This window comes from Salinibacillus kushneri, assembly GCF_900111405.1.
GTDB lineage: Bacteria > Bacillota > Bacilli > Bacillales > Alkalibacillaceae > Salinibacillus > Salinibacillus kushneri.
The window spans coordinates 187,593-213,058 of sequence record NZ_FOHJ01000002.1; the positions used below are offsets into that span (position 1 = coordinate 187,593).

Here is a 25,466-nt window from a genome sequence, read left to right on the forward strand (position 1 = left end):
GCTTTTCTGTATCCCTTGACAGTTGTTTTTGTTCGTTTTATAATTTAGTTCGAATTCAAGATAAATGAATTGATAACATTTGAAAATGAGGAATGGACTTTACAAGAAATTGTAAATAGATTTTTGAATTAGGATAAACTAGAACGGAATTTACTTGAAATGAGGAGCGGGTTTTATGTCAAAGGTTACCAAGGGGATTCATCATATTACGGCGATTGTCAGTGATCCCCAGGAAAACATGGATTTTTATGCTGGAATTTTAGGTTTGCGGTTTGTGAAAAAGACGATTAATTTCGATGATCCGGGTACGTACCACTTTTACTTTGGCGATGAAGACGGATCACCTGGAACAATTATGACGTTTTTTCCAGTTCCAGGAGCTCATAAAGGCAGGGTAGGCAGTGGACAGGTAGGGGTTACTTCTTTTGTGGTTCCTGCTGGTTCCCTTTCTTTCTGGGAAAACCGGTTAGCTAAATTTGATATTAAAACAAAGAAAACAAACCGATTTGGAGAGAATTCTTTGGAATTTGAAGATATCCACGGCTTGCGTTTAGAACTTGTTGAACGTGAGGAAGGGGCTTTAAACAATTGGAGTTTTGGGGAAGTTACACCTGATGTAGCCATTAAAGGCTTTGGCGGTGCAACGCTTTATTCCAGACAGCCGGGAAAAACTGCCGAACTGCTAACCAGCTTAATGGGTTTGGAAAAGGTTGGGGAAGAAGAAGACATCATTCGCCTCCAAGCCACTGGTGACATTGGTAATGTGATTGATATTAAACAAAGTGCTGTAGTTAGAGGGCTTCAAGGCTCGGGAACGGTTCATCACATCGCTTTTCGCGCAGAAGATGATGATGATCAAATCGAATGGCAGCATCTTTTGCAGGAAAATGGCTACCAGGTTACACCTGTTCAGGATCGCAATTATTTTAATTCGGTATACTTCCGGGAGTTTGGACAAATTTTGTTTGAAATTGCAACCGATCCTCCAGGGTTCGCGATTGACGAAGAAAAGGACAGGCTGGGTGAGACTTTACGTTTGCCTGAATGGTATGAACCACATCGAAAGCGTATTGAAGACATTCTATTACCTGTAGAAGTTCGAGAACTTGATTAATAAAAGAGGAGGAAATCTGTTGAAACACATTTTTAATAAAGGGTCTAATTCTGACAAACCAACCTTTTTATTATTACACGGAACTGGTGGAACAGAACAGGACTTACTTCCACTAGCCGGTATGATAGACGGAGAAGCGTCTGTATTGAGTGTTCGTGGAAATGTTTCCGAAAATGGAATGCCCCGTTTTTTCCGTCGATTAGCTGAAGGGGTATTTGACGAAGAAGATCTTATCAATCGTACGAAAGAATTGCATGAATTTTTGGATGAAGCGGCAGATCAATATGGTTTTGATCGAAATAACATTGTAGCGATAGGCTATTCCAATGGCGCTAATATTGCCTGCAGTCTTTTATTCCATTATCAAAATTCACTAAAGGGTGCCATGCTTCATCATCCAATGATACCTAGAAGAGGGATTGGACTTCCTGATTTATCTGGTGTTCCTATCTTCATTGCTGCGGGTAGTAATGACCCAATTTGTTCACCAGAGGAGTCAAATGAGCTTCATACTTTATTAGAAAATGCAGGGGCTGGTGTGGAATTACATTGGGATAATTACGGTCACCAATTAACTAGAGGTGAAGTAGAAAAATCAACTGAATGGTATCAAAAACATTATGGTGAAAATTCATGAATTATGTGATTTTAATCTAATTTAAGGGGGTGATTCCGGAATAAATTAGATTAAAAGGTATGAAAGGTGTTTAGTTTATGGGTATTTTTAGCAAACTATTTAATAAATCAAAGGAAAAGGAGTCGAGTCAAATGGCAGATGTAAATTTAGCAGTTATTTATTACAGTTCAACTGGAACAAACTACGAATTAGCAAAATGGGCTGAAGAAGCGGGAAAGGAAGCTGGTGCAAATGTGAAAGTTGTAAGAGTACCTGAACTTGCACCTGAGGAAGCTATTGCCTCTAACCCAGCATGGAAAGAGCATCTTGAAGCTACAAAAGACGTACCAGAAGCAACTTCAGATGATATAGAATGGGCAGATGCTTTATTATTCAGCATGCCTACTCGTTTTGGTAACCTACCAGCTCAAATGAAACAATTCCTTGATGAGCAAGGTGGTCTTTGGGCAAATGGTAAAACTGTAAATAAAGTAGTTAGTGGAATGACTTCCGCACAAAACCCACATGGGGGTCAAGAGGCAACTATTCTTTCCCTTTACACATCCATGGCACACTGGGGAGCAATTATTGTACCTCCAGGATATTCTGACCAATCTATCTTTGCTGGTGGTGGCAACCCATATGGTACGAGTGCTTCACAAGGACAAGATGGAAATATCGTTGAAGATGTAGAAGCAGCTGTTAAACATCAGGCTAAGCGCCTTGTAGATGTAGCAACATGGGTGAAAAACGGTCAACAATAAACTAAACCAATAACAAGAGCTGACCCATAGGGTTGGCTCTTTTTTTATTGGTATTTTTCTAATATACGGATGGATGGGGATTTTTTGCTTAGTGGATGGTGCCAGGCGAAAGGATAATTTGATAGCTATCTGAATTTTACGCACAGGCATTCTCGCACTTAATATCTTCCCCCCACTTTTTACTCTTTTCTCCTTAATAATTCATCATTAGCTCGTCCTCGACATATATTGTACAAAATCGTACAAATCATCATATATTTCAATTCACCTAATAGGAGGGCGATGCATGAGCATCTTAAACAAGATTGAGGAACATCGAAGGGAAGAAGAAGAGCTTCGATGGGAAGGCACGTTTAAAGAGTATTTAGAGCTTTTAAAAGAAAGGCCTTATTTAGCGCAGTCTGCACATTCAAGAATTTATCAAATGATTAAAGAAGCAGGCGTAGAGGAAAAGGATGGGCATAAAGAATATACGTTTTTCAGTCATGAGCTGTTTGGCCTTGAGGAAGCATTGGAGAAGTTAGTTGAAGAGTATTTTCATCCGGCTGCAGAACGACTGGATGTCAGGAAACGAATCCTACTTTTAATGGGGCCTGTAAGCGGTGGAAAATCAACGATTGTTTCTTTACTAAAACGTGGACTTGAGCGATTTTCCTATACTGATTATGGGGCGGTGTATGCGATTAAAGGCTGCCCGATGTATGAAGATCCGCTTCATCTCGTCCCCCAGCATTTACGAGACGACTTCTATCAGGAATATGGAATACGCATTGAAGGTAATTTGTCCCCGCTAAATATGATGCGCCTTGAAAAAGAATATGGTGGTCGCATAGAAGACGTCATGGTGGAGCGCGTCTTTCTATCAGAAAACAAACGTCGGGGAATTGGTACCTTTAGCCCGTCTGATCCAAAATCACAGGACATTGCAGATCTGACCGGATCTATTGACTTTTCCACGATTGCGGAATATGGCTCCGAATCAGACCCACGTGCATACCGTTTCGATGGAGAATTAAATGTGGCCAATCGGGGTTTAATGGAATTTCAGGAAATTTTAAAGTGTGATGAGAAGTTCTTATGGCATCTTTTATCGTTAACGCAGGAAGGGAATTTTAAAGCCGGCCGCTTTGCCTTAATAAGTGCTGATGAGTTAATTATTGCTCACACAAATGAAGCAGAATACCGTTCATTTATTGGCAATAAAAAGAATGAGGCCCTTCATTCCCGTATGATTGTTATGCCGGTTCCTTATAACTTAAAAGTTAGTGATGAAGAGCGCATTTATCAGAAAATGGTCAGAGAAAGTGATATGAGGGACGTCCACATTGCACCACATACATTAAAGATTACAGCCGTTTTTACCATTTTAACCAGATTGAAAGAATCGAAGCGACAGGATATAGATTTATTAAAGAAGCTGTATCTGTATGATGGGCAGAATGTAGAGGGCTTTAGTGAAGTTGATATTGATGAGTTTAAGAAGGAGTTTCCGGATGAGGGCATGGACGGTATTGATCCCCGTTTTATCATGAATCGTATTTCTTCAGCCATTATTAAAAAAGATACGAATTCGATTAATGCACTAGATGTACTTCGAGCTCTAAAAGAGGGGCTGGACGATCATCCTTCGATTACGAAAGAGGATCGGGAGCGCTATTTATCTTTCATTTCCGTTGCCCGTAAAGAGTATGATGAGATTGCGAAAAATGAAGTACAGAAAGCGTTCGTCTATTCTTATGAAGAATCAGCTAAGACATTAATGGATAATTATTTGGACAATGTGGAGGCCTATTGCAATAAAACAAAAATTAAGGATCCTCTAACCGGTGAAGAAATGCCGCCTGATGAAAAGCTTATGCGTTCCATTGAAGAGCAGATTGGGATTTCGGAAAATGCGAAGAGAGGATTCCGTGAAGAGATTTTAATCCGCATTTCTGCCTATGCCAGAAAAGGTAAAAGGTTTGACTATCAATCCCACGAACGCCTTCGTGAAGCCATTCAGAAAAAATTGTTTGCTGATTTAAAAGATGTTGTAAAAATCACGACATCAACCAAAACCCCTGATGAACAACAGCTGAAGAAAATTAATGAAGTTATTGCCACCCTCATAGATGAGTATGGATACGATTCAACGTCTGCTAATGAATTATTGCGTTATGTGGGAAGCTTACTCAATCGTTAAACAATGGACTGAAAATTGTGTAGTAAAGTGATTACCTTACACTATCCGAATGAGTAAAACCGTTCCGATGAGATAATTATCGGAACGGTTTTTTTGAAATGTGACGAATTCTTCATACATCAAACGAGCACATAGGAATATATTACCAAAAAGGTGAGCGAATTTTGACTTTAACGGAGTATACGGGTTTTTAAGGGAGTTATTCTATATAATTCTGTCCTATTTTTTCTTTATGAGTATAAACAAGCCTAAATCATTACATTCAGATTTTTTTGAAAATTTAACTATTTTCATTCGTTTGGGATAATTAAGATTGTCTACAAAACATTAGGGGGTAGAATTTTTTCATGAAGAAAAAAATATTTGGAATTTTTATTGTACTACTATCCATTGCAATGTTAGTTGGTTGTGGAACAAGTGAGTCATCAAGCAGCGATAGTGGGGATGGTGACGCAGATAGCGGTTCAAATGATGTAGAAACTTATCAGGTTGCGACAGACGCCAACTTCCAGCCATTTGAATATAAGAATCCGGAAACAGGAGATATGGAAGGCTTTGATATTGAATTACTTAGAGCCATTGCTGAAGAAGCTGGATTTGAGGTTGAATTTAATACGATGGAATTTGACGGTTTACTTGGTTCCATGCGTACAGGCAAGCATGACATTGGTGTTGCCGGTATTTCTATTACAGATGATCGTAAAGAAGAAATCGATTTCTCAGATAAGTATTATGATTCTGGATTGATTTTGGCTGTTCCACAAGATTCAGATATTGGATCTATTGAGGATATTGACGGTCATGCAGTAGGTTCTCGTCAAGGATCTACGAGTGAAGAGTATCTGAAAGAAAACACAAATGCAGATGTAAATTCCTTTCCTGAAATTGTAACAGCTTATCAGGATCTAATTGCTGGACGACTTGATGCAGTATTATATGACCTGCCAAACGTTCAATATTATATTAAAGAAAATGCTCCCGATAAATTGAAAACGGTTGGTGATATTTTAGAAGGTCAGCCATATGGAATTGCATTTCCAAAAGGATCTGAGCTTGTAGAGCCTGTAAATGATGCATTAGCGACACTTAAAGAAAATGGTACGTATGCAGAAATCTATGAAAAGTGGTTTGGTACAGAACCGCCACAAGAATAAAAATCAAACACAACATTGTAAACACGACGAAATCAAGCGTAACAAGCTAAGCTTGTTACGCTATTTTAAATTAAGGGGAGATTTTTAGAATGATAGATGCTATTATGAATTCACCATATGTAAAATCCTTACCCTTTCTTTGGGAAGGGTTACAAGTAACAGTAGCTATTACCCTGATTGGCTTATTTTTAGGTATGATTTTAGGGGCTTTGGCTGGTCTGGGGAAACTTTCCAAAATTAAAGTTATTCGAGGTTTTTGGACGGTTTATATAGAAATTATACGTGGAACACCAATTATGGCACAGGCATTGTTTATTTATTTTGGTTTGTCAGAGTTGCAACTGAATTCTTTTACTACAGGAGTTATTGCCATTGCATTAAACGCAGGTGCTTATATTGGAGAAATTGTCCGCGGGGCGGTATACTCCATTGATAGTGGACAGACTGAGGCAGGAAGGTCCCTGGGGTTAACAGAAAGACAAACTATGCGCTATATTGTCTGGCCACAAGCCTTTAAACGTATGATTCCGCCTTTGGGAAATCAATTTGTCATTAGCTTGAAGGATACGTCAGTCTTCTCCGTTATTGCGGTGAGTGATTTAATTTACCAGGCCAGACAATATTATAACGCCACTTTTGAGCAGTTTGAAACGCTGGTGATGGTATGTTTATTCTATCTCATTATAACCATTCCTGCTGCTCTTTACTTAAGAAGAATAGAAAGGAAGATGGATGTTTAAATGATAACAGTAAAAGATTTGCATAAATCGTTCGGTGACTTAGAAGTGTTAAAGGGAATCGATGCCCAAGTTGAAGAGAGGGAAGTGGTCTGTGTGATTGGCCCTTCCGGATCTGGTAAAAGTACCTTTTTGCGTTGTTTGAATTTATTAGAAGATATTACGTCAGGAACTGTAACGATTGATGGAGAAGAATTAACAGCTGAGGATACCGATATTAATGCCCTGCGTACAAAAGTGGGAATGGTGTTTCAACACTTTAACCTTTTCCCGCATAAGACGGTTTTAGAAAATGTCACACTTGCTCCTATTAAAGTAAAGGGGCTATCAGTAAAAGAAGCTGAAGAAATTGGTTTATCCCTGCTTGAAAAAGTTGGACTTTCAGATAAAGCACAGGATTATCCGGATAGCCTTTCCGGGGGACAAAAGCAGCGCGTCGCGATTGCCCGTGCTCTAGCCATGGAGCCAAAGGTCATGCTCTTTGACGAACCAACCTCTGCATTGGACCCTGAATTGGTAGGAGATGTGCTTCAGGTTATGAAAGATTTGGCACAAGAAGGAATGACTATGGTGGTTGTAACCCATGAGATGGGCTTTGCCCGAGAGGTTGGAGATCGGGTTATCTTTATGGATGAAGGAATTATCCAGGAAGAGGGAAATCCGGATGCTATTTTTGATACCCCGCAAAATCCTCGTACTCAGTCCTTCTTAAGTAAAATTTTATAGTCACAAAAGTAAGGAAGGTTTATATAGTAAATAGTAAGCGGAGTGCATTCTAGAAAAAGAAGAAGAATGCATTTCGCTTTTTTTATGTCTATCTGTCGCTTTATATCTGGATGTAAATAAGAGGAAAAAAACTTAATAATTAATTCGGCAGATGTGATTAAGGGGGTTTTTGACCGAATAACTATGGGAAGTGAAAGAAATCGGTTGGGGTGACAGAATAAAGGTGTGATTGGCCAGGATTTCGGGGCAAATAGACGGAATTATAAACGAATCTGAATAAATTCCTGAAGGAGTGGAAATGAAAACGGAAAAAAACAAAAGGATGCGGATTCCTTCTCGCACTACAAACAGAAATCTTAGACATGCAGACAGCATTCAAAGGGATAGTGACCGAATGATTTCATCAAAAGACAGGATTCTATTGTAATTTATTATTTGTCCAACAGGAAAGAAAAGAATATACACCTTATCCGTTAGGCTTATTTATGCAATTAGACCGGATCTGTTGCTTTTTTCTTCTTTATGAATATCCATAAAGTATGTTAATATGAACATATAATCATATTAAGAGGTGAACGGTTATTATGGGACACAATCATGATCATGAACATCATCATCATAATGCTAATAAAAAAGCTTTACTTATAAGCTTTTGCTTGATAACTACTTTTATGGTTGTAGAAGTTATAGGTGGTTTTCTTACTAACAGCTTAGCGCTTATTTCAGATGCCGGGCATATGTTAAGTGATGCTGCATCACTCGGATTAAGCCTTTTAGCTTTTAAGATAGGGGAAAAAGCTGCCAATAAGAGTAAAACATATGGGTATAAACGGTTTGAAATTTTGGCTGCCTTTTTTAATGGAATAGCTTTACTTGCCATTTCCCTTTATATTTTTTGGGAGGCTTACCACCGGTTTTTAGAGCCACCTAATGTAGGTGCAGGAATGCTGATTATTGCTTCCATTGGATTTGTTGTAAATATTTTCGTTGCATGGATCCTTATGAAGGGCGATACGGAGGAGAATTTAAATTTACGGAGTGCATTTTTGCATGTATTAGGTGACTTATTGGGTTCAGTTGGCGCAATGGTTGCCGGTCTTTTCATCATATTTTTTGATTGGAATATAGCAGATCCGGTAGCTAGTGTCATTGTCTCTATCCTGGTTTTAATTAGTGGATGGAGAGTAACGAAGGATTCGATTCACGTCTTGATGGAAGGGAAACCATCCCATATCGAGATGGATTTAGTGGAAAATACCTTGTGTAATATCTCAGGTGTTAAAGAAGTTCATGATTTGCATGTTTGGACGATTACATCAGACTTTCCTACGTTAACCTGTCATTTAATCGTAGAAAAGGGAATAGATCGGGATTCAATATTAGAAAAAGCATCAGATCTTTTGCATAATAAATTTGAATTACACCACACGACGATTCAAATAGAAGGAGACGGATCCAAATTCCGCCAAAAAGAAGACAATTGTAATTAAAGAGGAGATAAATTATGGAAAATGAGAAAAATAAAGATTATCAGGAGCTGGACGGGGATACACTCTACATTGTCTCCCAAACGTTTAAGGCACTGTCTGATCCCACAAGACTGCGGATTTTGTATCTGCTTTTTCAAAAAGAATATTCAGTGAATCAAATAGCCGAAACGCTGCAGTTGAAGCAATCGAATGTTTCCCACCAGCTTCGTTATTTAAAAAGCTTACGTTTAGTCAAGTTTCGTAGAGAAGGGACAACCATTTATTATTCTCATGATGATGAGCATGTAATGAAAATGTTAGATCAAACCATTCACCATGCTTTACACCAATAAATGTTGTCTTGGACTATAAAAATGCTCATTCAGTACATAAACTTTCGAAAAACATGAAATTTCTTTACTCACAGACTTTTCTGTACAGGATTTTTTTTATATACTAAATGAGTATGGTACATCTGTAGGAACCTTACACCCAGCTATAGAAATTTCTTCATAGAACATAAATGAATTAGTTGAGTAAATAGCGGTGTAAACCTATAATAAAAAGAGTAATGTATACGTTTACGAAAATCTAATGGGGGTAGTGAAAAGTGTCAAACAAAGGGTCAGAAAGTATTTGGGATCAGTTTCACGGCCCAAACATGGGTTACGTCGAGGAACAATATGAACTATTTTTGGAAGACCCTGAACTGGTAGATCCATCGTTAAAGGATATCTTTCGTGAATATGGAGCACCAGAATGGATATCATCTGGTGGAACTACACAACCAGGATCACAAGGTTTAACAGATGGTGATGTGCAAAAAATCTCTACGACTATGAAGCTAGTAGAGTCGATTCGTCGGCATGGACATTTAGAAGCGAATATTTATCCGGTCGGGAGGAAAAAAGATCGCTATTCTCCACTTGTTGATCCAAAAACGTATGGATTGTCCGATGAAGATTTACGTTCAATCCCATCAAAATGGATATGGAAAAACGCTCCAGCCAATGTGAAGAACGCATTGGACGTTGTTAATACGCTTAGATCGCGTTACTCTGGTAAGATTTCGTTTGAATTTTACCATGTACATGATAATGATGAACGGGAGTGGCTTCAGCAAAGTGTTGAATCTGAAGAATTTAAAGTCTCTCTTAGTTCTGAAGAAAAAAAGGAATTGCTTAAAAGCTTAGCTGAAGTAGAAGGCTTCGAGCAATTTTTAGGGAAAACTTTTGTAGGGCAAAAGCGCTTTTCTATAGAAGGTTTAGACGTCATGGTTCCAATGCTTAATCGTTTAGTCCATGATGCGAAAAATGATTCCGTTGAGCATGTTCTCATGGGAATGGCCCACCGTGGTCGTTTAAATGTATTAGCTCATGTTCTTGGAAAACCATACGATTTAATTTTTTCTGAATTTCATCACTCGCCTGATAAAGAGTTAATACCATCTGAAGGTTCAACTGGTATTAATTACGGATGGACAGGAGATGTGAAATATCATTTTGGTGCTGATCGTGATATTAAAAGAGAAGGTGAGAAGAGTACTCGTGTCACATTAGCCCATAATCCATCTCATTTGGAGTTTGTTAACCCAATTGTGGAAGGGTATACACGAGCGGCACAGGATGACCGTTCTCACAAGGGTTACGCAAAACCTGATCCTAATAAGGCGTTTACAATTTCTATCCATGGTGATGCCGCCTTTATTGGTGAGGGTGTCGTAGCAGAAACATTGAACCTTTCACGCTTAGAGGGCTATCACACAGGTGGAACCATCCATATTATCGCTAACAACCTCGTTGGCTTTACTACTAATAACACGGATGGACGCTCCACAACGTATGCCAGTGACTTAGCCAAAGGTTTTGAAATTCCGGTTGTTCATGTGAATGCGGACGATCCTGAAGCGTGTTTAACAGCTGTAAATCTCGTATATGAATATCGTAAAAAATTTCAAAAAGATATTTTAATTGACCTGGTAGGCTATCGCCGCTATGGACATAACGAAATGGATGAACCAAGGTCTACTCAGCCTTTCCTATATAAAGATATAGATCAGCATGAGTCGGTTCTTCATGAATATGCGAATACGCTTAATGAAGAAGGCGTTATTACGGATGATGAATTTACACAGTTGAAAAAAGACGTCTCGAAAAAATTCAAATCGATTTACGACAACATGAAAGAAGATGAACAGGAGGAGCCTGAAGAGGCAGAAGTACCCGAGGCTCTGGCAAATGGGTTGGATGAGATCGAAACAGCCGTACCATTGGAAACCTTAAAAGAGCTAAATGAAAATATGCTTAAACGCCCAGAAGACTTTACGGTATTTAAAAAGTTAGAGCGTATTCTGAAAAAACGAGCAAAAGGTTTTGAAGAAGGGAAAGTGGATTGGGCTCTAGGGGAAGCATTAGCGTTTGCCACCATTTTGAAAGAGGGAACCCCAATACGTATCACAGGTCAGGATACTGAGCGAGGAACATTTGCTCACAGGCATGCTGTTTTACATGATGTAGAAACAGAAAAAACCTATAGTCCATTTCATGAGTTAGATGGGGTAAACGCATCCTTTGATGTTTATAACAGCCCACTTTCGGAAATAGGAGTACTTGGATTTGAGTATGGGTATAGTGTGCAATCCCCGGAAACATTAGTATTTTGGGAAGCGCAATTTGGAGACTTTGCCAATACAGCTCAGGTTATTCTCGATCAATTTATTGCAGCAGGACGTGCTAAGTGGGGACAAAAATCAAATATGGTTCTTCTTCTTCCGCATGGATATGAAGGGCAGGGCCCAGAACATTCCAGTGCACGTTTAGAGCGCTTCTTACAGCTTTCTGCTGAAAATAACTTTACGGTAGCGAATGTAACCTCATCAGCTCAATTTTTCCATTTGCTACGCAGGCAGGCGGCTATAGGAGGAAAAGACTCAGCTCGACCACTTGTGGTAATGTCACCTAAGAGTCTTTTAAGAAATCCAAGAGTCGCTGCAGCTCCTAGTGAGTTTACTGAAGGTAAATTCAAGCCGGTTGTTGAGCAGGAAAATCTGGGTAAGAAGAAAACGAAGGTGAAACGCCTTGTCTTAGGCAGCGGAAAAATTATGGTTGATTTGGATGAAGCACTTGAAGAACATAAAGGGGAAGATTTTGATTGGCTTCATGTATTGCGAGTAGAACAAATCTATCCATTCCCTGCGAAGCAAATCAAAGACATGATGGCTCGTTATAAAAATATTGAAGAAATCGTCTGGGTTCAAGAGGAACCAAGAAATGCCGGAAGCTGGGACTTCGTGAAAGAAGAGTTACAGACTCTGGCGAAGGACAGTCAAATGGTGAAGTATATTGGTCGCCCTAGACGTTCATCACCTTCCGTTGGTGAACCAAATATTCATAAATCAGAACAAAACAAGATTATTAACCAGACGCTAAAGCTTTCTAAAGGAGGAGATTCCCAGTGAAAGAAATTACAATTCCTGAACTAGCTGAATCCATCACAGAAGGTACGATTTCTGAGTGGCTTGTAAAAGAAGGTGACAAAGTCGAAAAGGGCGACGCAGTTGTTGAACTTGAGACTGACAAAGTCAATGTAGAAGTTAACACGGAATTTGGTGGTGTGTTAACAGAAATCGTTGCCGGTGAAGGGGAAGATGTCGAAATCGGCGATGTTATTGCAAAGGTGGATGAAACAGGAACAGCCAGTGTTGGAGCATCAGAAGAGAAATCAGGGGAAACGAAGCCTGAAGAAAAAGAAGCAGAAGCTCCTAAAGAAGAGAAGAAGGAAGAGCCAGCTCCTGCTACTAAAGAAGAACCAGCTGCCAAAGACGAACAACAGGATCCAAACAAAGCACCAGTTGCAGCACCAGCAACAAGGAAGCGTGCCCGTGAGCTTGGAATTGATTTAAAGGAACTGTATCCTAAGGATCCACTAGGACGCATCCGTATAGAAGATGTAGAACAGGCAGCAAAAGAAAAAGTAGAAAGCAGTAAAAAAGAAAAAGATTCAGGTAAAGCTTCCAAAGAGGCAGAAAAGACCGAATTTAATAAGCCTGTTGAGCGTGTTCGTATGTCCCGTCGCCGTCAAACGATTGCGAAGCGGTTAGTAGATGTTCAACATACAGCAGCTATGCTTACTACGTTTAATGAAGTGGATATGACCGCCGTTATGAATCTACGTAAAGAGCGTAAAGAAGATTTCCAGGAAAAGCATGGTGTGAAATTAGGATTTATGTCCTTCTTTACGAAAGCTGTTGTGGGTGCTTTGAAGGAATTTCCTCTTCTTAACGCTGAAATTCAAGGAGACGAAATTGTGAAGAAGAACTTCTATGATATCGGTATGGCAGTATCCACAGAAGAAGGCCTTGTCGTTCCCGTTGTAAGAGATGCGGATCGTTTAGACTTTGCTGGTATTGAAAAGCAGGTTGCGGATTTAGCGATAAAAGCCAGAGATAAAAAATTAGGAATGGAAGAATTGCAGGGTGGCACCTTTACCATTACAAACGGTGGTACATTTGGTTCCTTATTATCAACACCAATCTTGAATTCTCCACAGGTTGGTATTCTGGGCATGCATAAGATCCAAAAACGTGCTATGGTTATGCCAGATGACAGCATCGAAGTCCGTCCTATGATGTACCTGGCTCTGTCCTACGACCACCGTATCGTCGATGGGCGTGAAGCAGTACAGTTCCTGGTACGTATCAAAGAAATGCTGGAAGATCCATATAGCCTTTTACTAGAAGGGTAATAGAAGTCGATTAAGCATTTTAGGAAGTTGTCCGTTTTAAGATTATAAATATTTTTCAGCAGAGTTTTAGCAGTCCAATTACCATACAAAATTGGGCTGCTTTTTTATTTGTTTCGGATAAAAAGTTTAGTGAGTTATGCGAAAACAGCCTTTATATTTCTTTTCATCTAAAATAGAAAATCAGATTCGCATTTCAATTATGCTAAATGCATCATATTTTCAAAAAATTCAATTTTTAGTGAAAAGAAGTCCAATCTCTGCATAAGATATCATTAATAAATCTTATGGGGGGAAATTCATGATGGATGATAAAAAAAGCTTTGTGATATCAGAAGAAGATTGGTCTCTCCATAAAAAAGGATATGATGATCAACAGAGGCATCAGGAGAAAGTAAGGGAAGCCATTAAAAAACGATTGCCGGATTTGGTGACAGAAGAAAGTGTCATTATGTCGGAAGGGAAAGATGTAGTGAAAATCCCTGTACGATCATTAAATGAATATAAAATTAAATATAATTTTGACAAAAATAAACATGCGGGTCAGGGTCAAGGTGATAGCAAAGTTGGAGATGTTGTTGCAAAAGATGGTAGGCCCGAGCAAGGACAGGTGGGTAACGGGCAGGAAGCAGGTGATCAGCCTGGTCAAGACTATTATGAAACAGAAGTCTCTTTTGAAGAATTGGAAGAAGCGTTTTTCCAGCATTTAGAGCTTCCCAATTTGGAAGAAAAAGAGAAGGATGATATTGTTACCACAGATACGGAATTTCGGGACCTTCGTAAAACAGGTTTAACTGGAAATATTGATAAGAAACGAACGCTTAAAGAAACGTTAAAACGAAATGCTCAGGAGGGTGAGGCTTCCTTTTATCCAATTTATCCAGATGACGTTCGTTATAAAACCTGGGAGGATATTGAAAAGCCAGATTCCAAAGCTGTTATTTTGGCCCTTATGGATACTTCCGGAAGTATGGGGATGTGGGAAAAGTACATGGCGCGAAGTTTTTTCTTTTGGACTACACGTTTTTTACGAAAGAATTATGATACGGTGGATATTGAATTTATTGCCCACCATACAGAGGCAAAAGTTGTAACAGAGGATGAGTTTTTTTCAAAAGGTGAAAGCGGAGGAACAATATGTTCATCAGCTTATAGGAAGGCCTTAGAAGTTATCGATGATAAATATAATCCATCACGTTATAATATTTATCCTATTCATTTTTCGGATGGTGACAATTTAACTTCTGATAATCGAAATTGCGTTCGATTGGTTGAACAACTAATGGAAAAATCGAGTATGTTCTGTTATGGAGAGGTCAATCAGTACAATCGGCATTCCACGTTAATGTCTGTTTACCACAAATTTGAAGATCCGAAATTTAAGCATTATGTTTTAAAACGTAGAGCGGATGTATTTCATGCGATGAAGGAGTTTTTCAAAAAAGAGGAATCCGATGTAAAGTAAGGGATGAGACGTTTCTCATCCCTTACTTTATGGCACTGTTAACATAGGTGTGGGATTTCCGTTCCCGTGTTCCATGGGCGGTCCGGAAGTTATCTCGACATAAGGCTGCTGGGGTCTCCCGTATACGCTCCTCACGCAACCCCGATCAAAATATAACTTGGTAGAAAATCAACAGTAAGCTTTAATACAACCTACTTCATGAATGTTATGTTAACATGGAGAAAATAGAATGAAAGGAGTCTCAAGATGAAAAAAAGATTGTTGGTAACCGCCATTTTCTTTAGCATCACTGCTTTGACAGGCTGTAATTTATTTAATGAAGTAAATGACTCCTTAGATTACGCCAATGAAGCAACAGAGTATATCAATACGTTGAGTGATTTTAGTTCTGATCTTCCACAGCTTATGGAAGAGGCAGCTGCTAATCCGGAGGTAGAACAACAATTGAATGAGCGTTTAAATCATATCGAGACTCAAGTGAATGAATTTATCCGAATGGAACCACCTGCTGTTGCAGAGGATATACATCAGCAACTTGTTGAGCATAGTCAAAAAATAGATCAAACCATTCAGCAGGTCACGAATAATGGAGAGGTGGCCATTGAAAAGCTGGAAAGTTCTCAAATGGCAGAGACGATTCGTAATATGACAAGTTTATTAAATCAGTTAGAAAACCTAGGATTGTAGCGTTTTGCACTTCTCAGTTTCACGTAAATCATGTATAATTAAAGGAGACATACACATATATTATAAAAGACCGTTGGTTTAACACCAACGGCCTGTACAATAGCCCTAAATGGGGGCGACTCACACGTTAGAGCGTTAAAATAGTAACTACCCTAACTTGCTTGCCAGGCTTATAGGGTGGTTACTTTTTTTCGTTAAACAGTATTGTCGCGACCAATGTTCCAAAGGAAATCATTAGCATCAGCGATTCGAATACTGTCATATGCATCACCCCCTTTCATAAAAGGGAGTGAGCCACCACCCAAGAAAGCCTTATTGTACAAGATTATTGTAACAAAAAATTGGAATAGTAAAAAAACAATTGAAACGATTTCGTTCTTTTATCGTATATGGAGATAGGAAAGGAGAACTATACATGAAGAAACTTGCATCTCTATTAATTGTTTTTGCCTTTATCCTTTTTTTCCCTCTAGAGGTCCTTGCCGTTGATTTTACCATTGAAAAAACACAAATTGTGCTTATTTACAGGAAAATGGTGATGTGAAGGTTAAGGAATCTCATACGTATCAGTTTGATGATGAGTTTAATGGAATTACCCGAAGTATTATCCCTAAAAAAGGGACTTCCATAGAGAACTTTAAGGCTTTTAAAACAACACATCATTAAATGTAGAACAGGAAGAGTCAGACTACAAAATATATCGTAAGGGCTCAGATGAAACGATTACCATTGATTTGTCTTATACGATTGAAGATGGAATAGAGGTCTACAATGATGTCGCGCAGTTTTACTGGCCGTTTTTTGATAAAAGTAACGAGTCTTCTTACGAGCAATTTAATGTTTTAGTTCATCCCCCACAGGCTACAGAAGATGTCATAGCCTATGGATATGATGAAGCACAGCAGTCAGCTAATGTGCTTGATGAAGGTGTAGTTCATTTTGATATGGGAAAAGTAGATCATGAGGAAAAAGGTGATATTCGTGTTGCTTATCCTCAGGAACTTTTTTCATCTGCATCTCTTACGGAAGATAAGCCGATGCGAGAGGAAATTTTATTGGATAAGAAAAAATTGGAAGATGAAATGGCAGCTTTTGAAAATAGAAAGGAATTTTTATCAGACTTGTCTCCTTATATAGTAGGTTTTATAGGTGTTCTGCTATTAGGGTTAATCTGGTCATCCTGGCGCAGTAACCAGGAAAAAAAGCTGGAAGCTGAGCGGATGTTTTCTGCTGAGTTCTTTCTCCCTAAAGAAGTGATGAGCACTCCTGCCACTATGCTTTATATGCAATCTGTACCGGAAAATGCCTATCTTGTGACAGGTGCTTTACTGGACCTAGTTCGTAAGGGATACGTTAAGCATGAAGAGGAGAATACATTTACGGTAATTCACCGTGACACAGATTATGAACATGAAGCCTTTCTACTTGAGTGGATGTTTGAGAAAATTGGATCTAACCATACCTTCCAAATAAATGACTTAGAAGCTTATACAGAAGAAAAAACGAATCATAAAACCTTTCATGAGGATATGAAAACCTGGGCAGGAATGGTAGCTAAAGAAGTTAAAATGCATGATTTAGTTGAAAAAAAGACGAAGTTTAAATGGACAGTAGGTTTAATGGGCCTTTTGCTTATTCCATTTGCTGTCCTTATAGCTATCCATGAATTGTATATGTGGACTTTAATTATCATTGCACTCTTTTTTGGCCTTGAAATGTTTATCTTGTTTTATTCGCCAAAAACGGCAAAAGGAATCGCCATTCGTGAAAAATGGAAGGAGTTCGAGAATCAATATCCTCAGATTAATGAAAATCAATGGAGACAATGGCCTGAAGATGATCAAATGCGGTCAATTATTTATGCCATAGGCTTAAATGATAAAAAGATGAATGAGAAAAATAAACGAATCATTGAAAAAATACCTGCAAAATACTCTACTCCCGCCTTAGATATGATGAGCTTTCTGTTGATATCGACTTCAATTCAGGAAAGTTTTAGCCACGCAGAACATACAGTGGCTGCCAGTACCGGAAGTGTAAATGCCGGGACTGGAACTGGTGTAGGCGGCGGTGGTGGCGGTTCAGGAGCGTTTTAAAGTCCTTAATCGGTCATAAAGTTAGCCATATAGAACCCAAATCAAATATTATTTGGGTTTTATTTATGGTAATTTTTATCCATCATTTTGTTTAATTTACAAAAATCGGCATAAACTAAGGTTGATTTTTAAGAAAGGAGTGTTGAACAATGAAAAAAATGGTTGTCGCATTTGGCATCATGCTACTCTTATTCACTGTGCAAAACGTGAGTGTCTCAGCCCAAACAGATACATATACAGTCCAATCTGGGGATACATTATGGAAAATTTCTGTCAAGTATGAGGTTGGGTTATCAGAAATCATTAATGCCAATCCCCAATTTAGTAATCCCGATTTGATTTATCCAGGTGATAAAGTCACTATACCACTAAGGGAAGGTACACAGTCCGTAGAAGAAGAAGTAGCTCGTATAACGAATAATTATCGTTCGCAGAATGGTTTGAGTCCTTTAAAGTTTGATTGGGAATTAGCCAGAGTAGCACGTTATAAGTCAGAAGATATGAGGGACAAAGGGTATTTTTCTCATACCTCTCCAACCTATGGATCTCCATTTACGATGATGCAGAATTTTGGAATCAGCTATTCAAGGGCAGCTGAAAATATTGCAGCTGGTCAGCGAACTCCTCAAGAAGTCGTTCGCTCCTGGATGAATAGTCCGGGCCATCGAAAAAACATCCTTGATTCAAATGTAACGCATATCGGTGTAGGTTATGCCAAGGGTGGGAGCTATGGGCATTATTGGACGAAAATGTTTATAAAAAAATAGCGATAATAAAAGCAAAAAGTCCTTGTTTTTTAATAAAAACTGGGACTTTTTTGTTTGGCTTGCTTAGATGTGTGAGATTAAGTTCCCACTCGTTAAAAAACAAGTAAATTGTTGTTTTTCCAAAAAATTTCATCAAATTCTTACAAAAAAGACTAGAAAGATAATCTGAAGACCTTTATAATGAAATGCGTGATGATTTTCGGTGAATCGCTTTCAATCCAATAATTAACAAAGCGATAAGGGTGTGGAAGAATACAGCGGTTCTGCATGAAAGTCTTACAGTATACAAACACTATCAGTAGCAGGTATGAGGAGGTTTATATTTTGGATATTGTAGGAATTTTACTAGGTATTTTGGCCATTATCATCGTTCTTGGAATTGCCTATTTAATGTCTAATGAGAGGACGAGTGTAAATTTTAAAGGGATATTGGTAATGATTCTGTCTCAACTAATTATTACAGTCTTCTTATTTAAAACAGAAATTGGACAGGATATTATAATAGCTATATCAAACGGATTTAATAAATTAATTGAGTTTGGTATGGAAGGCGTTGGATTTGTGGCTGGAGGGTTAGGAGGATATGAAGATGTATTCTTCTTTAATGTTCTGCTTATTATCGTCTTTTTCTCTACTTTATTAGCTGTGCTAACTCATTTAAAGATTCTTCCATTTATTATTAAATATCTTGGCTGGGGAATTTCCAAAATTACCGGTTTGCCGAAAGTTGAGTCCTTTAACGCGGTAAATAGTATCTTTTTTGGTCAATCTGAGGCGTTAATAGCCATCAAATCCCAGTTCCATCATTTAAATAGTAATCGTTTATATATTGTAAGTGCATCCGCAATGGGGTCTGTGTCTGCTTCCATCGTAGGAGCCTATATGCAAATGCTTCCACCAGAGTATGTACTAGTTGCTCTTCCATTAAACATGTTTAGTGCACTTATTGTGTCATCGATTATTGCTCCAGTAAAAGTAAAAGATGAAGAAGATGAAGTTGATATTAAAGATGTATCAGAGGCTAAAAGCTTCTTTGAGGCTATGGGAAATGGTGCATTAGATGGTGGTAAAATTGCACTTATTGTCGCAGCCATGCTTATTGCTTTTATTGCTGCACTTGACCTTGTAAATGGAATTATTCAAATGGTATTCGCAGGTGTAACCATACAACAAATCTTAGGTTATATTTTGGCACCACTTGGATTCCTAATGGGTATTTCACCAAGTGAGGTTGTAGAAGCTGGAAGTATTATGGGAACAAAGATTGTGACCAACGAATTCGTTGCCATGACTCAATTTACTGAAATTATGAATGGTATGAGCGAAAAGACAGTCGGGATTGTTTCTGTATTCTTAACTAGTTTTGCCAACTTCTCATCCATTGGTATCATTGCAGGTACAGTACAAGGAATTGACGCAGAAAAAGGAAAAACGGTTTCCAAATATGGAATGAAGCTGTTAATCGGGGCTACTTTAGCTTCCATCCTTTCTGCAACAATTGCTGGACTATTCTTATAAGAAGACACGAGGGACACAATCAGTGTCCCTTTTTTCATCTAGAGACTGAATGGATATATAAAAGACGAAATTCCTCAATCTTTTGACTGGTTTTCTTCCTTATAAGACAAAATTCATATGAAAGTTGACCAAATGACTTTAGTAACAAACAAAAATCATATATCTCTTTCGTACCGAGTAAACTTTAATTTTAAGAAACCCATTCCATGACAGTAGTATGTATTTGGAATGGGTTTTTTGCGTAGTCGTGTCTGAACACAATCTGCTTTACTTTTCTATGTCCAGCTACTGCTCCCAGGTCGTGGTGGACATAAACCAAAGCCAATCCGTGGCAATACCGAACCACTCCATGTCTTCAACATATCCTCCCACATCCAAGAAGTCGCAGGTGGTATTAAAATGAAAATGGATTGTTAAGGGGGGGATTTCATTTATATGGGACTTTCTTTTTGCTGATATATCTTTTACGATAGAATAGGTTATAATAATGATTTAAATGTTAGTTAATTGTACATATAGAAAGGACGACACCATTCATGAAGAGAAAGAATAAATCAATTGTTTTTACAGGTGGCGGTACAGCGGGTCACGTAGTCGTCAATTTGGCGCTTATTCCTGAATTTTTACACGAAGGATGGGATGTTCATTACATTGGCTCACATCAGGGAATTGAGCGGGAACTTGTAAGTGGAATAGAAGAGATTACCTATCACAGCATTTCAACTGGAAAACTGCGCCGTTACTTTGACAAAGAAAACTTTAAGGATCCGTTTCGGGTACTAAAAGGAACCTTTCAGTCATTAAGAATTTTATCGAAAGTGAAGCCTCATGCAGTATTTTCGAAAGGTGGGTTTGTTTCCGTTCCGGTTGTTACCGCAGCTAAGTTAAAGGGAGTACCAGCCATTATTCATGAATCAGATTATACCCCAGGGTTGGCAAATAAAATGGCTTTTCCGTTTGCCAAAAAAGTTCTTGCTACATTTCCGGAAACAATGGAATATCTACCTGTTAAAAAGGCAGAATGGGTAGGTGCGATTATTCGGGAAGAGTTATTTCAAGGTGATAAGATGAAAGGATTAAAGCAATGTGAGTTTGTAAAGGATAAACCTGTTGTTCTCATCATGGGAGGAAGTTCAGGGTCTCAAAAAATGAATGACATCATTCGGAAGCACCTTGATCAATTATTGGATGCGTTTCAAATTATTCATATTTGTGGGAAGGGAAAAGTAGATTCCTCGATTAACCGTTTTGGTTATGTTCAGTTTGAATATGTTCAGGATGAATTAAAAGATTTGATTGCTGCTGCTGATTTAGTTGTATCCCGTGCAGGCTCGAATTCTATATATGAATTTTTAGCCTTGCATAAACCGATGCTTCTTATCCCATTGTCTAAACAAGCTAGTAGAGGAGATCAGATTTTGAATGCGAACTCTTTTAAAAAACAGGGATTTGCCCGTGTTATTGAGGAAGAAGAATTACAGGAGGAACGCTTTTTAAATGAGCTTAATCAATTATGGGCAGAACGAAAGACGATTATGGAAAAGATGGAGGCCTATAAAAGTGAAGAAACCAAGGATCAGGTTATTCAGTTGATAAAGCATATAAAGGATTAGTAGGGAGGAGAAACGATGTCCAAAATTCATTGTCACTATTGCGCAAGAAGAATTCGTGATCGCGATGAACTTATTACTGCATCCAAGTGGTTTCGGCTCAAGGCTTTTCATTATCAATGTTTTCAGGATTTAGAGCAGGAATCTACTCTCATCAGAAATGTCTGGATTCCTGTAAATGGGGTGTCAGGCAATATATCTGCAATTCTTATGCTTCTTTTATCGATTGGGATGCTTGCAACGGAATTATTAGGCTATATAGGCGACCTTCTTGGGGTTATCGCGCTTTACCCGGTGATATTAAGACTTATCTCGTTACTATTTATAGAAATGCGATTACCTAACTATATTGAAAATAAGAAACCTTTGGACAGTGGATAAAACAGAATTAATTCATTACATTTGCGTTTCCTTATCGAAAAAATTATCATCAACATAGAAGGTAAGAAAGGAGATGACGTCATGAGTTTAACCAGTACCGTTACATTACATAATGGAGTCAAAATTCCCTGGGTAGGTTTAGGGGTTTATAAAGTAGAAAAAGGAACAGAAGCGGTGGATACAGTAAAAGCTGCTCTTGATCTTGGATACAGAAGCATTGACACAGCAGCTTTTTATGAAAACGAAAAAGAAGTTGGGCAAGCGATACGTGAGAGTGGATTAAACCGTGAAGATATCTTTGTAACCAGTAAAGTATGGAATACGGAACAGGGTTATGAAGAGACTCTAAAAGCATTTGATGACAGTTTACAAAAACTTGGATTAGGCTATATTGATCTTTATTTAATTCATTGGCCTGTTCCAGGTAAATTCAAGGATACTTGGCGTGCTCTTGAAGAGGTATACGAGCAGGGAAAAGTACGTGCGATTGGTGTTAGTAACTTCCAAATTCATCATCTGGAAGAACTTATGAAGGAAGCTAAAATAAAACCAATGGTAGACCAGGTAGAATTTCATCCACAGCTCTATCAAAAGGATTTGTTAGACTTTTGTAAGGAAAATGAAATTCAGCTTGAAGCATGGGGGCCACTAGGCAGAAGTCGATATTTAGATGACCCTGTATTAAATGAGATTGCTGAGAAATATGGAAAAACGGCGGCACAAGTCATTTTACGCTGGGAATACCAGCATGAGATTGTCATTATTCCAAAGTCTACAAAACCTCATCGTCAAAAAGAGAATGCAGATATCTTTGATTTTGCACTTACAGCAGAGGACATGAAGAAAATAGACGCTTTAAATCAGGATAAGCGTACTGGAAAACATCCGGATGAATTTCCATATTAAAAAGAAAAGACATCAACTCCAAATGGAGATTGATGTCTTTTCTTTTATGACGTTTTATGTAGAAATTTCCCGGGAAATAGTGGAGGTTGGCTCCAGCCTTCTTTACTCACTTTACATCCCCATTTTGATATTTAAGGCTTTTGGAAGAAATTCAACAAGACGACTATCCAAACGGCTCAATATCACTACTTTTTTATCAGAAAGTCCACATGTTTCGTAAGGGATATATTGCTCCTGCAAATTTTTAATTAATGGCCAAGCATTTTTTCTAAAAGCATTGTAACTCTCCTTTTATACTCATTGTTTCTATACATGAATCAAGCAAGGAAGACGCTTTTGGTTACATCTGAATATACCTTTAATGAACATGGTAGTAAACTTATTTTATCACATTAACGATATGGGAATAATAAGTTGTAACTTTAGTATAAAGGAAGCCTGTACGTTATGAAAATGCAGCTTATAGAAGCTTACATTCCCAAACGGCATTTTGAAGAAACAAACCGTGCACTTCAGGAATTTCCTCACCTTTCCTATATGACCTTTCGTGAAGGTGAGAACATGTTATTGGTTCGGATGGTTGTGGAAAGTAGCAGTGTTGAAGAAATTTTAAACTATCTCGAGCATGAAACGAATGTTGTCGAAGGATTTGAAACCGTACTCATTCCCGTACAAACCTACATTTCTAAACAAACACTGCAAAATGTGGACAACGAAGGTAGTGAGTCTGAACAGGAAGAGTCTAAGTTAGTAAGGGCCAGTAGACAGGAGCTTATTCAAACAATCGAAAAAAATAGCAATATTACCCTAAATTATACGTTGCTTATTATCCTATCTGCTATTGTAGCCACAGTAGGATTTATCAAAGATAGTGAGGCCGTTGTAATCGGGGCTATGGTAATAGCCCCGATGATTGGTCCGATTATTTCGGTTGCTTTTTCTGCTATATTAGGTGATTATCAGCGAGTTGTCCAATCATTGATAACCTTTTTATTTGGTTTTGTCATTGTTGTGGGCATATCGATTGGTTTTAGTTTTTTATTTGGGATGGGGACGGAGAACAATGAATATGTCGCTAGAACAGAAGTGACCCTCTCAGACTTTTTTCTTGCTCTTGCTTCAGGTGCAGCAGGAGCCTTATCAACTTTAAACCGATTATCTGGAAATCTTGTTGGTGTGATGGTAGCGGTTGCTTTGTTACCACCTACCATCGCAATAGGCTTATCCATAGGTCAAGCCTATTGGGATGATACTTTCGGTTCATTATTACTTATTACAGTAAATACTACTTGTATTCTTTTATCAGCCATCACCATCTTTTCTATAAGTGGAATTCGGCCTCTTAGATGGCGTGAGGTGCAACGGGCGAATGTATCAAGAACATTTTCGTTTATTTTTGTCGGTGTAATTGTCGCTATTCTTGTCGTCGTGATTCTATTTGGACAGAATGTTAAAATAAAATAATCCAATGGGTGTAATCACTAATTCTCATATGGAATTTCTGGCAATAGGTTGAACATGATAATGATATACGTAAAATTAGGTATAATCAGGTAAATCATGATATATTTAGAATAAAAAGAGGTGTCGACATGAATTTGAATGTAACAAAAGAGGCTGCCAATTGGTACATAGATGAAATGGATTTGGCAAAAGGGGATTATGTACAATTTTTTGTCAAGCTTTATGGAGGAATTCCAACTATCTTCCCAAGCTATTTTTTAGGAGTGTCTGAAGGTATGGATGGAACAATTGCCATTCAGGATGAAGTTCAGGGAATTACCTTTTATATAAATAATAAGGATAAATGGCTTTTAGACGAGCATGATTTGACTATTGATCTGAAAGAAGATGAACCTGAATTTACATTTGAAAAACGTTAAAGGATTTGTAACACCTTTCGAACTTTTGTTTGAAAGGTGTATTTTTTGGTACAGGAAATGATAAGGGAATACTCTTCATCTGTGCATTGCCTTTTTAAATTTAGAATTTCAAACCACTTGACTCCGTCTTTATGCCTGATTTTTTCTTAAGTGGAAAATTCTTTCTTTTTTACTGTTGACTTAACTTTTTGAAAACTATATAATTTATGAGCAATTAAAATTTTAAAAAAAGGAGGTCACGAAAGATGATTAGGGAAACACAATATATGGAAATGTGGCAACAGTATTTATATGATGTTCTTTCACTATTAACTAAATATAATGATAACACCGTGACCTCTTTATTACCGTATATAAAGAGATAGGATTTTTTTGTCTTTTTTGTTTGTACATTGATTGTAAATGTAAACAGGTCACGGTGGCTCCGTGATTTTTTTATGCTACCTTACTTTTTAGTTGGTTAAAGTACTTGCAAATATTTGGCCGAAAAGAGGACTGAATGTTTGTCTTGCGCATACGTCACGGGCGTATGCGCATTTTTTCATTTAAAGAAGAAATATGAAAATAAATCGCTTTCTTATTCAGGCGATTGGTGTTTTTTTAATCCAGGAAGGAAGTGGAGAAATTGTTTAAGTTTCGTTTGCAGCTATT

Annotated in this window: 24 protein-coding genes and 1 pseudogene; 24 read left to right on the top strand and 1 reads right to left on the bottom strand. The window is 38.1% G+C overall.

Going from position 1 to position 25,466, the window contains the following annotated elements:
* The first annotated feature begins 175 nt into the window (after positions 1-175).
* The 13 genes from BMX63_RS03365 (at position 176) to BMX63_RS03425 (ending at position 15,654) form a co-directional block, all read left to right on the top strand.
* Positions 176-1,114 (top strand): ring-cleaving dioxygenase, encoded by a 939-nt coding sequence (locus tag BMX63_RS03365; RefSeq protein WP_093131969.1) that lies wholly within the window; start codon positions 176-178, stop codon positions 1,112-1,114.
* Positions 1,115-1,130: 16 nt separating this feature from the next.
* Positions 1,131-1,751, top strand: coding sequence for an alpha/beta hydrolase (locus tag BMX63_RS03370; RefSeq protein WP_177167183.1), 621 nt, complete (start codon positions 1,131-1,133; stop codon positions 1,749-1,751).
* Between the two features lie 77 nt (positions 1,752-1,828).
* Positions 1,829-2,494, top strand: a complete 666-nt coding sequence (wrbA, locus tag BMX63_RS03375) for an NAD(P)H:quinone oxidoreductase (RefSeq protein WP_093131973.1) — start codon at positions 1,829-1,831, stop codon at positions 2,492-2,494.
* Positions 2,495-2,780: 286 nt separating this feature from the next.
* Positions 2,781-4,676 (top strand): PrkA family serine protein kinase, encoded by a 1,896-nt coding sequence (locus BMX63_RS03380; RefSeq protein ID WP_093131975.1) that lies wholly within the window; start codon positions 2,781-2,783, stop codon positions 4,674-4,676.
* Between the two features lie 347 nt (positions 4,677-5,023).
* Entirely contained in the window at positions 5,024-5,830 is an 807-nt protein-coding gene (locus tag BMX63_RS03385) for a transporter substrate-binding domain-containing protein (protein ID WP_093131977.1), read from the top strand.
* 89 nt (positions 5,831-5,919) lie between these two features.
* Positions 5,920-6,570 carry an amino acid ABC transporter permease gene (locus BMX63_RS03390; RefSeq protein ID WP_093131979.1) on the top strand — a complete coding sequence of 217 codons (651 nt, stop codon included), beginning with the start codon at positions 5,920-5,922 and terminating at the stop codon, positions 6,568-6,570.
* Entirely contained in the window at positions 6,571-7,293 is a 723-nt protein-coding gene (locus tag BMX63_RS03395; RefSeq protein ID WP_093131981.1) for an amino acid ABC transporter ATP-binding protein, read from the top strand.
* Positions 7,294-7,877: 584 nt separating this feature from the next.
* A complete protein-coding gene (locus BMX63_RS03400) occupies positions 7,878-8,783 on the top strand; it encodes a cation diffusion facilitator family transporter (RefSeq protein WP_093131983.1) in 906 nt (301 codons plus the stop codon).
* 14 nt (positions 8,784-8,797) lie between these two features.
* Complete coding sequence (locus BMX63_RS03405; RefSeq protein WP_093131985.1) at positions 8,798-9,115, top strand: ArsR/SmtB family transcription factor; 318 nt, start codon at positions 8,798-8,800, stop codon at positions 9,113-9,115.
* A 308-nt stretch (positions 9,116-9,423) separates the two neighbouring features.
* A complete protein-coding gene (locus BMX63_RS03410; protein ID WP_245732720.1) occupies positions 9,424-12,219 on the top strand; it encodes a 2-oxoglutarate dehydrogenase E1 component in 2,796 nt (931 codons plus the stop codon).
* Positions 12,216-13,505 (top strand): 2-oxoglutarate dehydrogenase complex dihydrolipoyllysine-residue succinyltransferase, encoded by a 1,290-nt coding sequence (gene odhB, locus BMX63_RS03415; RefSeq protein WP_093131989.1) that lies wholly within the window; start codon positions 12,216-12,218, stop codon positions 13,503-13,505. The genes BMX63_RS03410 and odhB overlap by 4 nt, the downstream gene beginning before the upstream one ends.
* 301 nt (positions 13,506-13,806) lie before the next feature.
* Positions 13,807-14,967, top strand: coding sequence for a sporulation protein YhbH (yhbH, locus tag BMX63_RS03420; protein ID WP_245732700.1), 1,161 nt, complete (start codon positions 13,807-13,809; stop codon positions 14,965-14,967).
* 246 nt (positions 14,968-15,213) lie between these two features.
* The gene (locus BMX63_RS03425; RefSeq protein ID WP_093131993.1) at positions 15,214-15,654 is read left to right on the top strand and encodes a DUF6376 family protein; all 441 of its coding nucleotides are present in this window, start codon (positions 15,214-15,216) and stop codon (positions 15,652-15,654) included.
* A gap of 181 nt (positions 15,655-15,835) precedes the next feature.
* Here the strand turns inward: BMX63_RS03425 and BMX63_RS18810 are convergent, their stop codons facing one another.
* Positions 15,836-15,922, bottom strand: coding sequence for a putative holin-like toxin (locus BMX63_RS18810; RefSeq protein ID WP_425441452.1), 87 nt, complete (start codon positions 15,920-15,922; stop codon positions 15,836-15,838).
* A 147-nt stretch (positions 15,923-16,069) separates the two neighbouring features.
* On the opposite strand from BMX63_RS18810, the gene BMX63_RS18625 reads away from it, so the two are divergent.
* From BMX63_RS18625 to BMX63_RS03465, 11 genes and pseudogenes are all read left to right on the top strand, one after another.
* Positions 16,070-16,198 (top strand): hypothetical protein, encoded by a 129-nt coding sequence (locus BMX63_RS18625; protein WP_281242716.1) that lies wholly within the window; start codon positions 16,070-16,072, stop codon positions 16,196-16,198.
* Positions 16,195-16,320 carry a DUF2207 domain-containing protein gene (locus tag BMX63_RS18815; RefSeq protein WP_143060113.1) on the top strand — a complete coding sequence of 42 codons (126 nt, stop codon included), beginning with the start codon at positions 16,195-16,197 and terminating at the stop codon, positions 16,318-16,320. The genes BMX63_RS18625 and BMX63_RS18815 overlap by 4 nt, the downstream gene beginning before the upstream one ends.
* Positions 16,321-16,340: 20 nt before the next feature.
* Positions 16,341-16,628 (top strand): annotated as a pseudogene (locus BMX63_RS18710) (DUF2207 domain-containing protein); the annotation flags it as partial.
* A gap of 63 nt (positions 16,629-16,691) precedes the next feature.
* Positions 16,692-17,750 (top strand): DUF2207 family protein, encoded by a 1,059-nt coding sequence (locus BMX63_RS03430; RefSeq protein WP_342731519.1) that lies wholly within the window; start codon positions 16,692-16,694, stop codon positions 17,748-17,750.
* A gap of 149 nt (positions 17,751-17,899) precedes the next feature.
* A complete protein-coding gene (gene safA / locus BMX63_RS03435) occupies positions 17,900-18,517 on the top strand; it encodes a SafA/ExsA family spore coat assembly protein (protein WP_093131997.1) in 618 nt (205 codons plus the stop codon).
* Between the two features lie 330 nt (positions 18,518-18,847).
* On the top strand, positions 18,848-20,035 hold the full coding sequence (locus tag BMX63_RS03440) for a NupC/NupG family nucleoside CNT transporter (protein WP_281242719.1): 1,188 nt from the start codon (positions 18,848-18,850) through the stop codon (positions 20,033-20,035).
* 536 nt (positions 20,036-20,571) lie between these two features.
* Positions 20,572-21,648, top strand: a complete 1,077-nt coding sequence (locus tag BMX63_RS03445) for an undecaprenyldiphospho-muramoylpentapeptide beta-N-acetylglucosaminyltransferase (RefSeq protein WP_093132001.1) — start codon at positions 20,572-20,574, stop codon at positions 21,646-21,648.
* Between the two features lie 15 nt (positions 21,649-21,663).
* Positions 21,664-22,026 (top strand): hypothetical protein, encoded by a 363-nt coding sequence (locus tag BMX63_RS03450; RefSeq protein WP_093132003.1) that lies wholly within the window; start codon positions 21,664-21,666, stop codon positions 22,024-22,026.
* An 81-nt stretch (positions 22,027-22,107) separates the two neighbouring features.
* Positions 22,108-22,932, top strand: a complete 825-nt coding sequence (locus BMX63_RS03455; protein WP_093132005.1) for an aldo/keto reductase — start codon at positions 22,108-22,110, stop codon at positions 22,930-22,932.
* Between the two features lie 447 nt (positions 22,933-23,379).
* A complete protein-coding gene (locus tag BMX63_RS03460) occupies positions 23,380-24,396 on the top strand; it encodes a TIGR00341 family protein (protein WP_093132006.1) in 1,017 nt (338 codons plus the stop codon).
* 128 nt (positions 24,397-24,524) lie between these two features.
* Positions 24,525-24,815 carry a HesB/YadR/YfhF family protein gene (locus tag BMX63_RS03465; protein WP_093132008.1) on the top strand — a complete coding sequence of 97 codons (291 nt, stop codon included), beginning with the start codon at positions 24,525-24,527 and terminating at the stop codon, positions 24,813-24,815.
* Positions 24,816-25,466: the final 651 nt, after the last annotated feature.

What these genes read in the sequence shown, in the direction of transcription:
- BMX63_RS03380 (WP_093131975.1), top strand. Translation starts at nt 2,781, where the DNA reads ATGAGCATCTTAAACAAGATTGAGGAACATCGAAGGGAAGAAGAAGAG.
- BMX63_RS03400 (WP_093131983.1), top strand. Translation starts at nt 7,878, where the DNA reads ATGGGACACAATCATGATCATGAACATCATCATCATAATGCTAATAAA.
- BMX63_RS03455 (WP_093132005.1), top strand. Translation starts at nt 22,108, where the DNA reads ATGAGTTTAACCAGTACCGTTACATTACATAATGGAGTCAAAATTCCC.
- wrbA (WP_093131973.1), top strand. Translation starts at nt 1,829, where the DNA reads ATGGGTATTTTTAGCAAACTATTTAATAAATCAAAGGAAAAGGAGTCG.
- BMX63_RS03385 (WP_093131977.1), top strand. Translation starts at nt 5,024, where the DNA reads ATGAAGAAAAAAATATTTGGAATTTTTATTGTACTACTATCCATTGCA.
- BMX63_RS03450 (WP_093132003.1), top strand. Translation starts at nt 21,664, where the DNA reads ATGTCCAAAATTCATTGTCACTATTGCGCAAGAAGAATTCGTGATCGC.
- BMX63_RS03405 (WP_093131985.1), top strand. Translation starts at nt 8,798, where the DNA reads ATGGAAAATGAGAAAAATAAAGATTATCAGGAGCTGGACGGGGATACA.
- safA (WP_093131997.1), top strand. Translation starts at nt 17,900, where the DNA reads ATGAAAAAAATGGTTGTCGCATTTGGCATCATGCTACTCTTATTCACT.
- yhbH (WP_245732700.1), top strand. Translation starts at nt 13,807, where the DNA reads ATGGATGATAAAAAAAGCTTTGTGATATCAGAAGAAGATTGGTCTCTC.
- BMX63_RS03365 (WP_093131969.1), top strand. Translation starts at nt 176, where the DNA reads ATGTCAAAGGTTACCAAGGGGATTCATCATATTACGGCGATTGTCAGT.
- BMX63_RS03445 (WP_093132001.1), top strand. Translation starts at nt 20,572, where the DNA reads ATGAAGAGAAAGAATAAATCAATTGTTTTTACAGGTGGCGGTACAGCG.
- BMX63_RS03460 (WP_093132006.1), top strand. Translation starts at nt 23,380, where the DNA reads ATGAAAATGCAGCTTATAGAAGCTTACATTCCCAAACGGCATTTTGAA.
- BMX63_RS03390 (WP_093131979.1), top strand. Translation starts at nt 5,920, where the DNA reads ATGATAGATGCTATTATGAATTCACCATATGTAAAATCCTTACCCTTT.
- BMX63_RS03395 (WP_093131981.1), top strand. Translation starts at nt 6,571, where the DNA reads ATGATAACAGTAAAAGATTTGCATAAATCGTTCGGTGACTTAGAAGTG.
- BMX63_RS18810 (WP_425441452.1), bottom strand. Translation starts at nt 15,922, where the DNA reads ATGCATATGACAGTATTCGAATCGCTGATGCTAATGATTTCCTTTGGA.
- BMX63_RS03410 (WP_245732720.1), top strand. Translation starts at nt 9,424, where the DNA reads ATGGGTTACGTCGAGGAACAATATGAACTATTTTTGGAAGACCCTGAA.
- BMX63_RS03465 (WP_093132008.1), top strand. Translation starts at nt 24,525, where the DNA reads ATGAATTTGAATGTAACAAAAGAGGCTGCCAATTGGTACATAGATGAA.
- BMX63_RS03425 (WP_093131993.1), top strand. Translation starts at nt 15,214, where the DNA reads ATGAAAAAAAGATTGTTGGTAACCGCCATTTTCTTTAGCATCACTGCT.
- BMX63_RS03430 (WP_342731519.1), top strand. Translation starts at nt 16,692, where the DNA reads ATGCGAGAGGAAATTTTATTGGATAAGAAAAAATTGGAAGATGAAATG.
- BMX63_RS18625 (WP_281242716.1), top strand. Translation starts at nt 16,070, where the DNA reads ATGAAGAAACTTGCATCTCTATTAATTGTTTTTGCCTTTATCCTTTTT.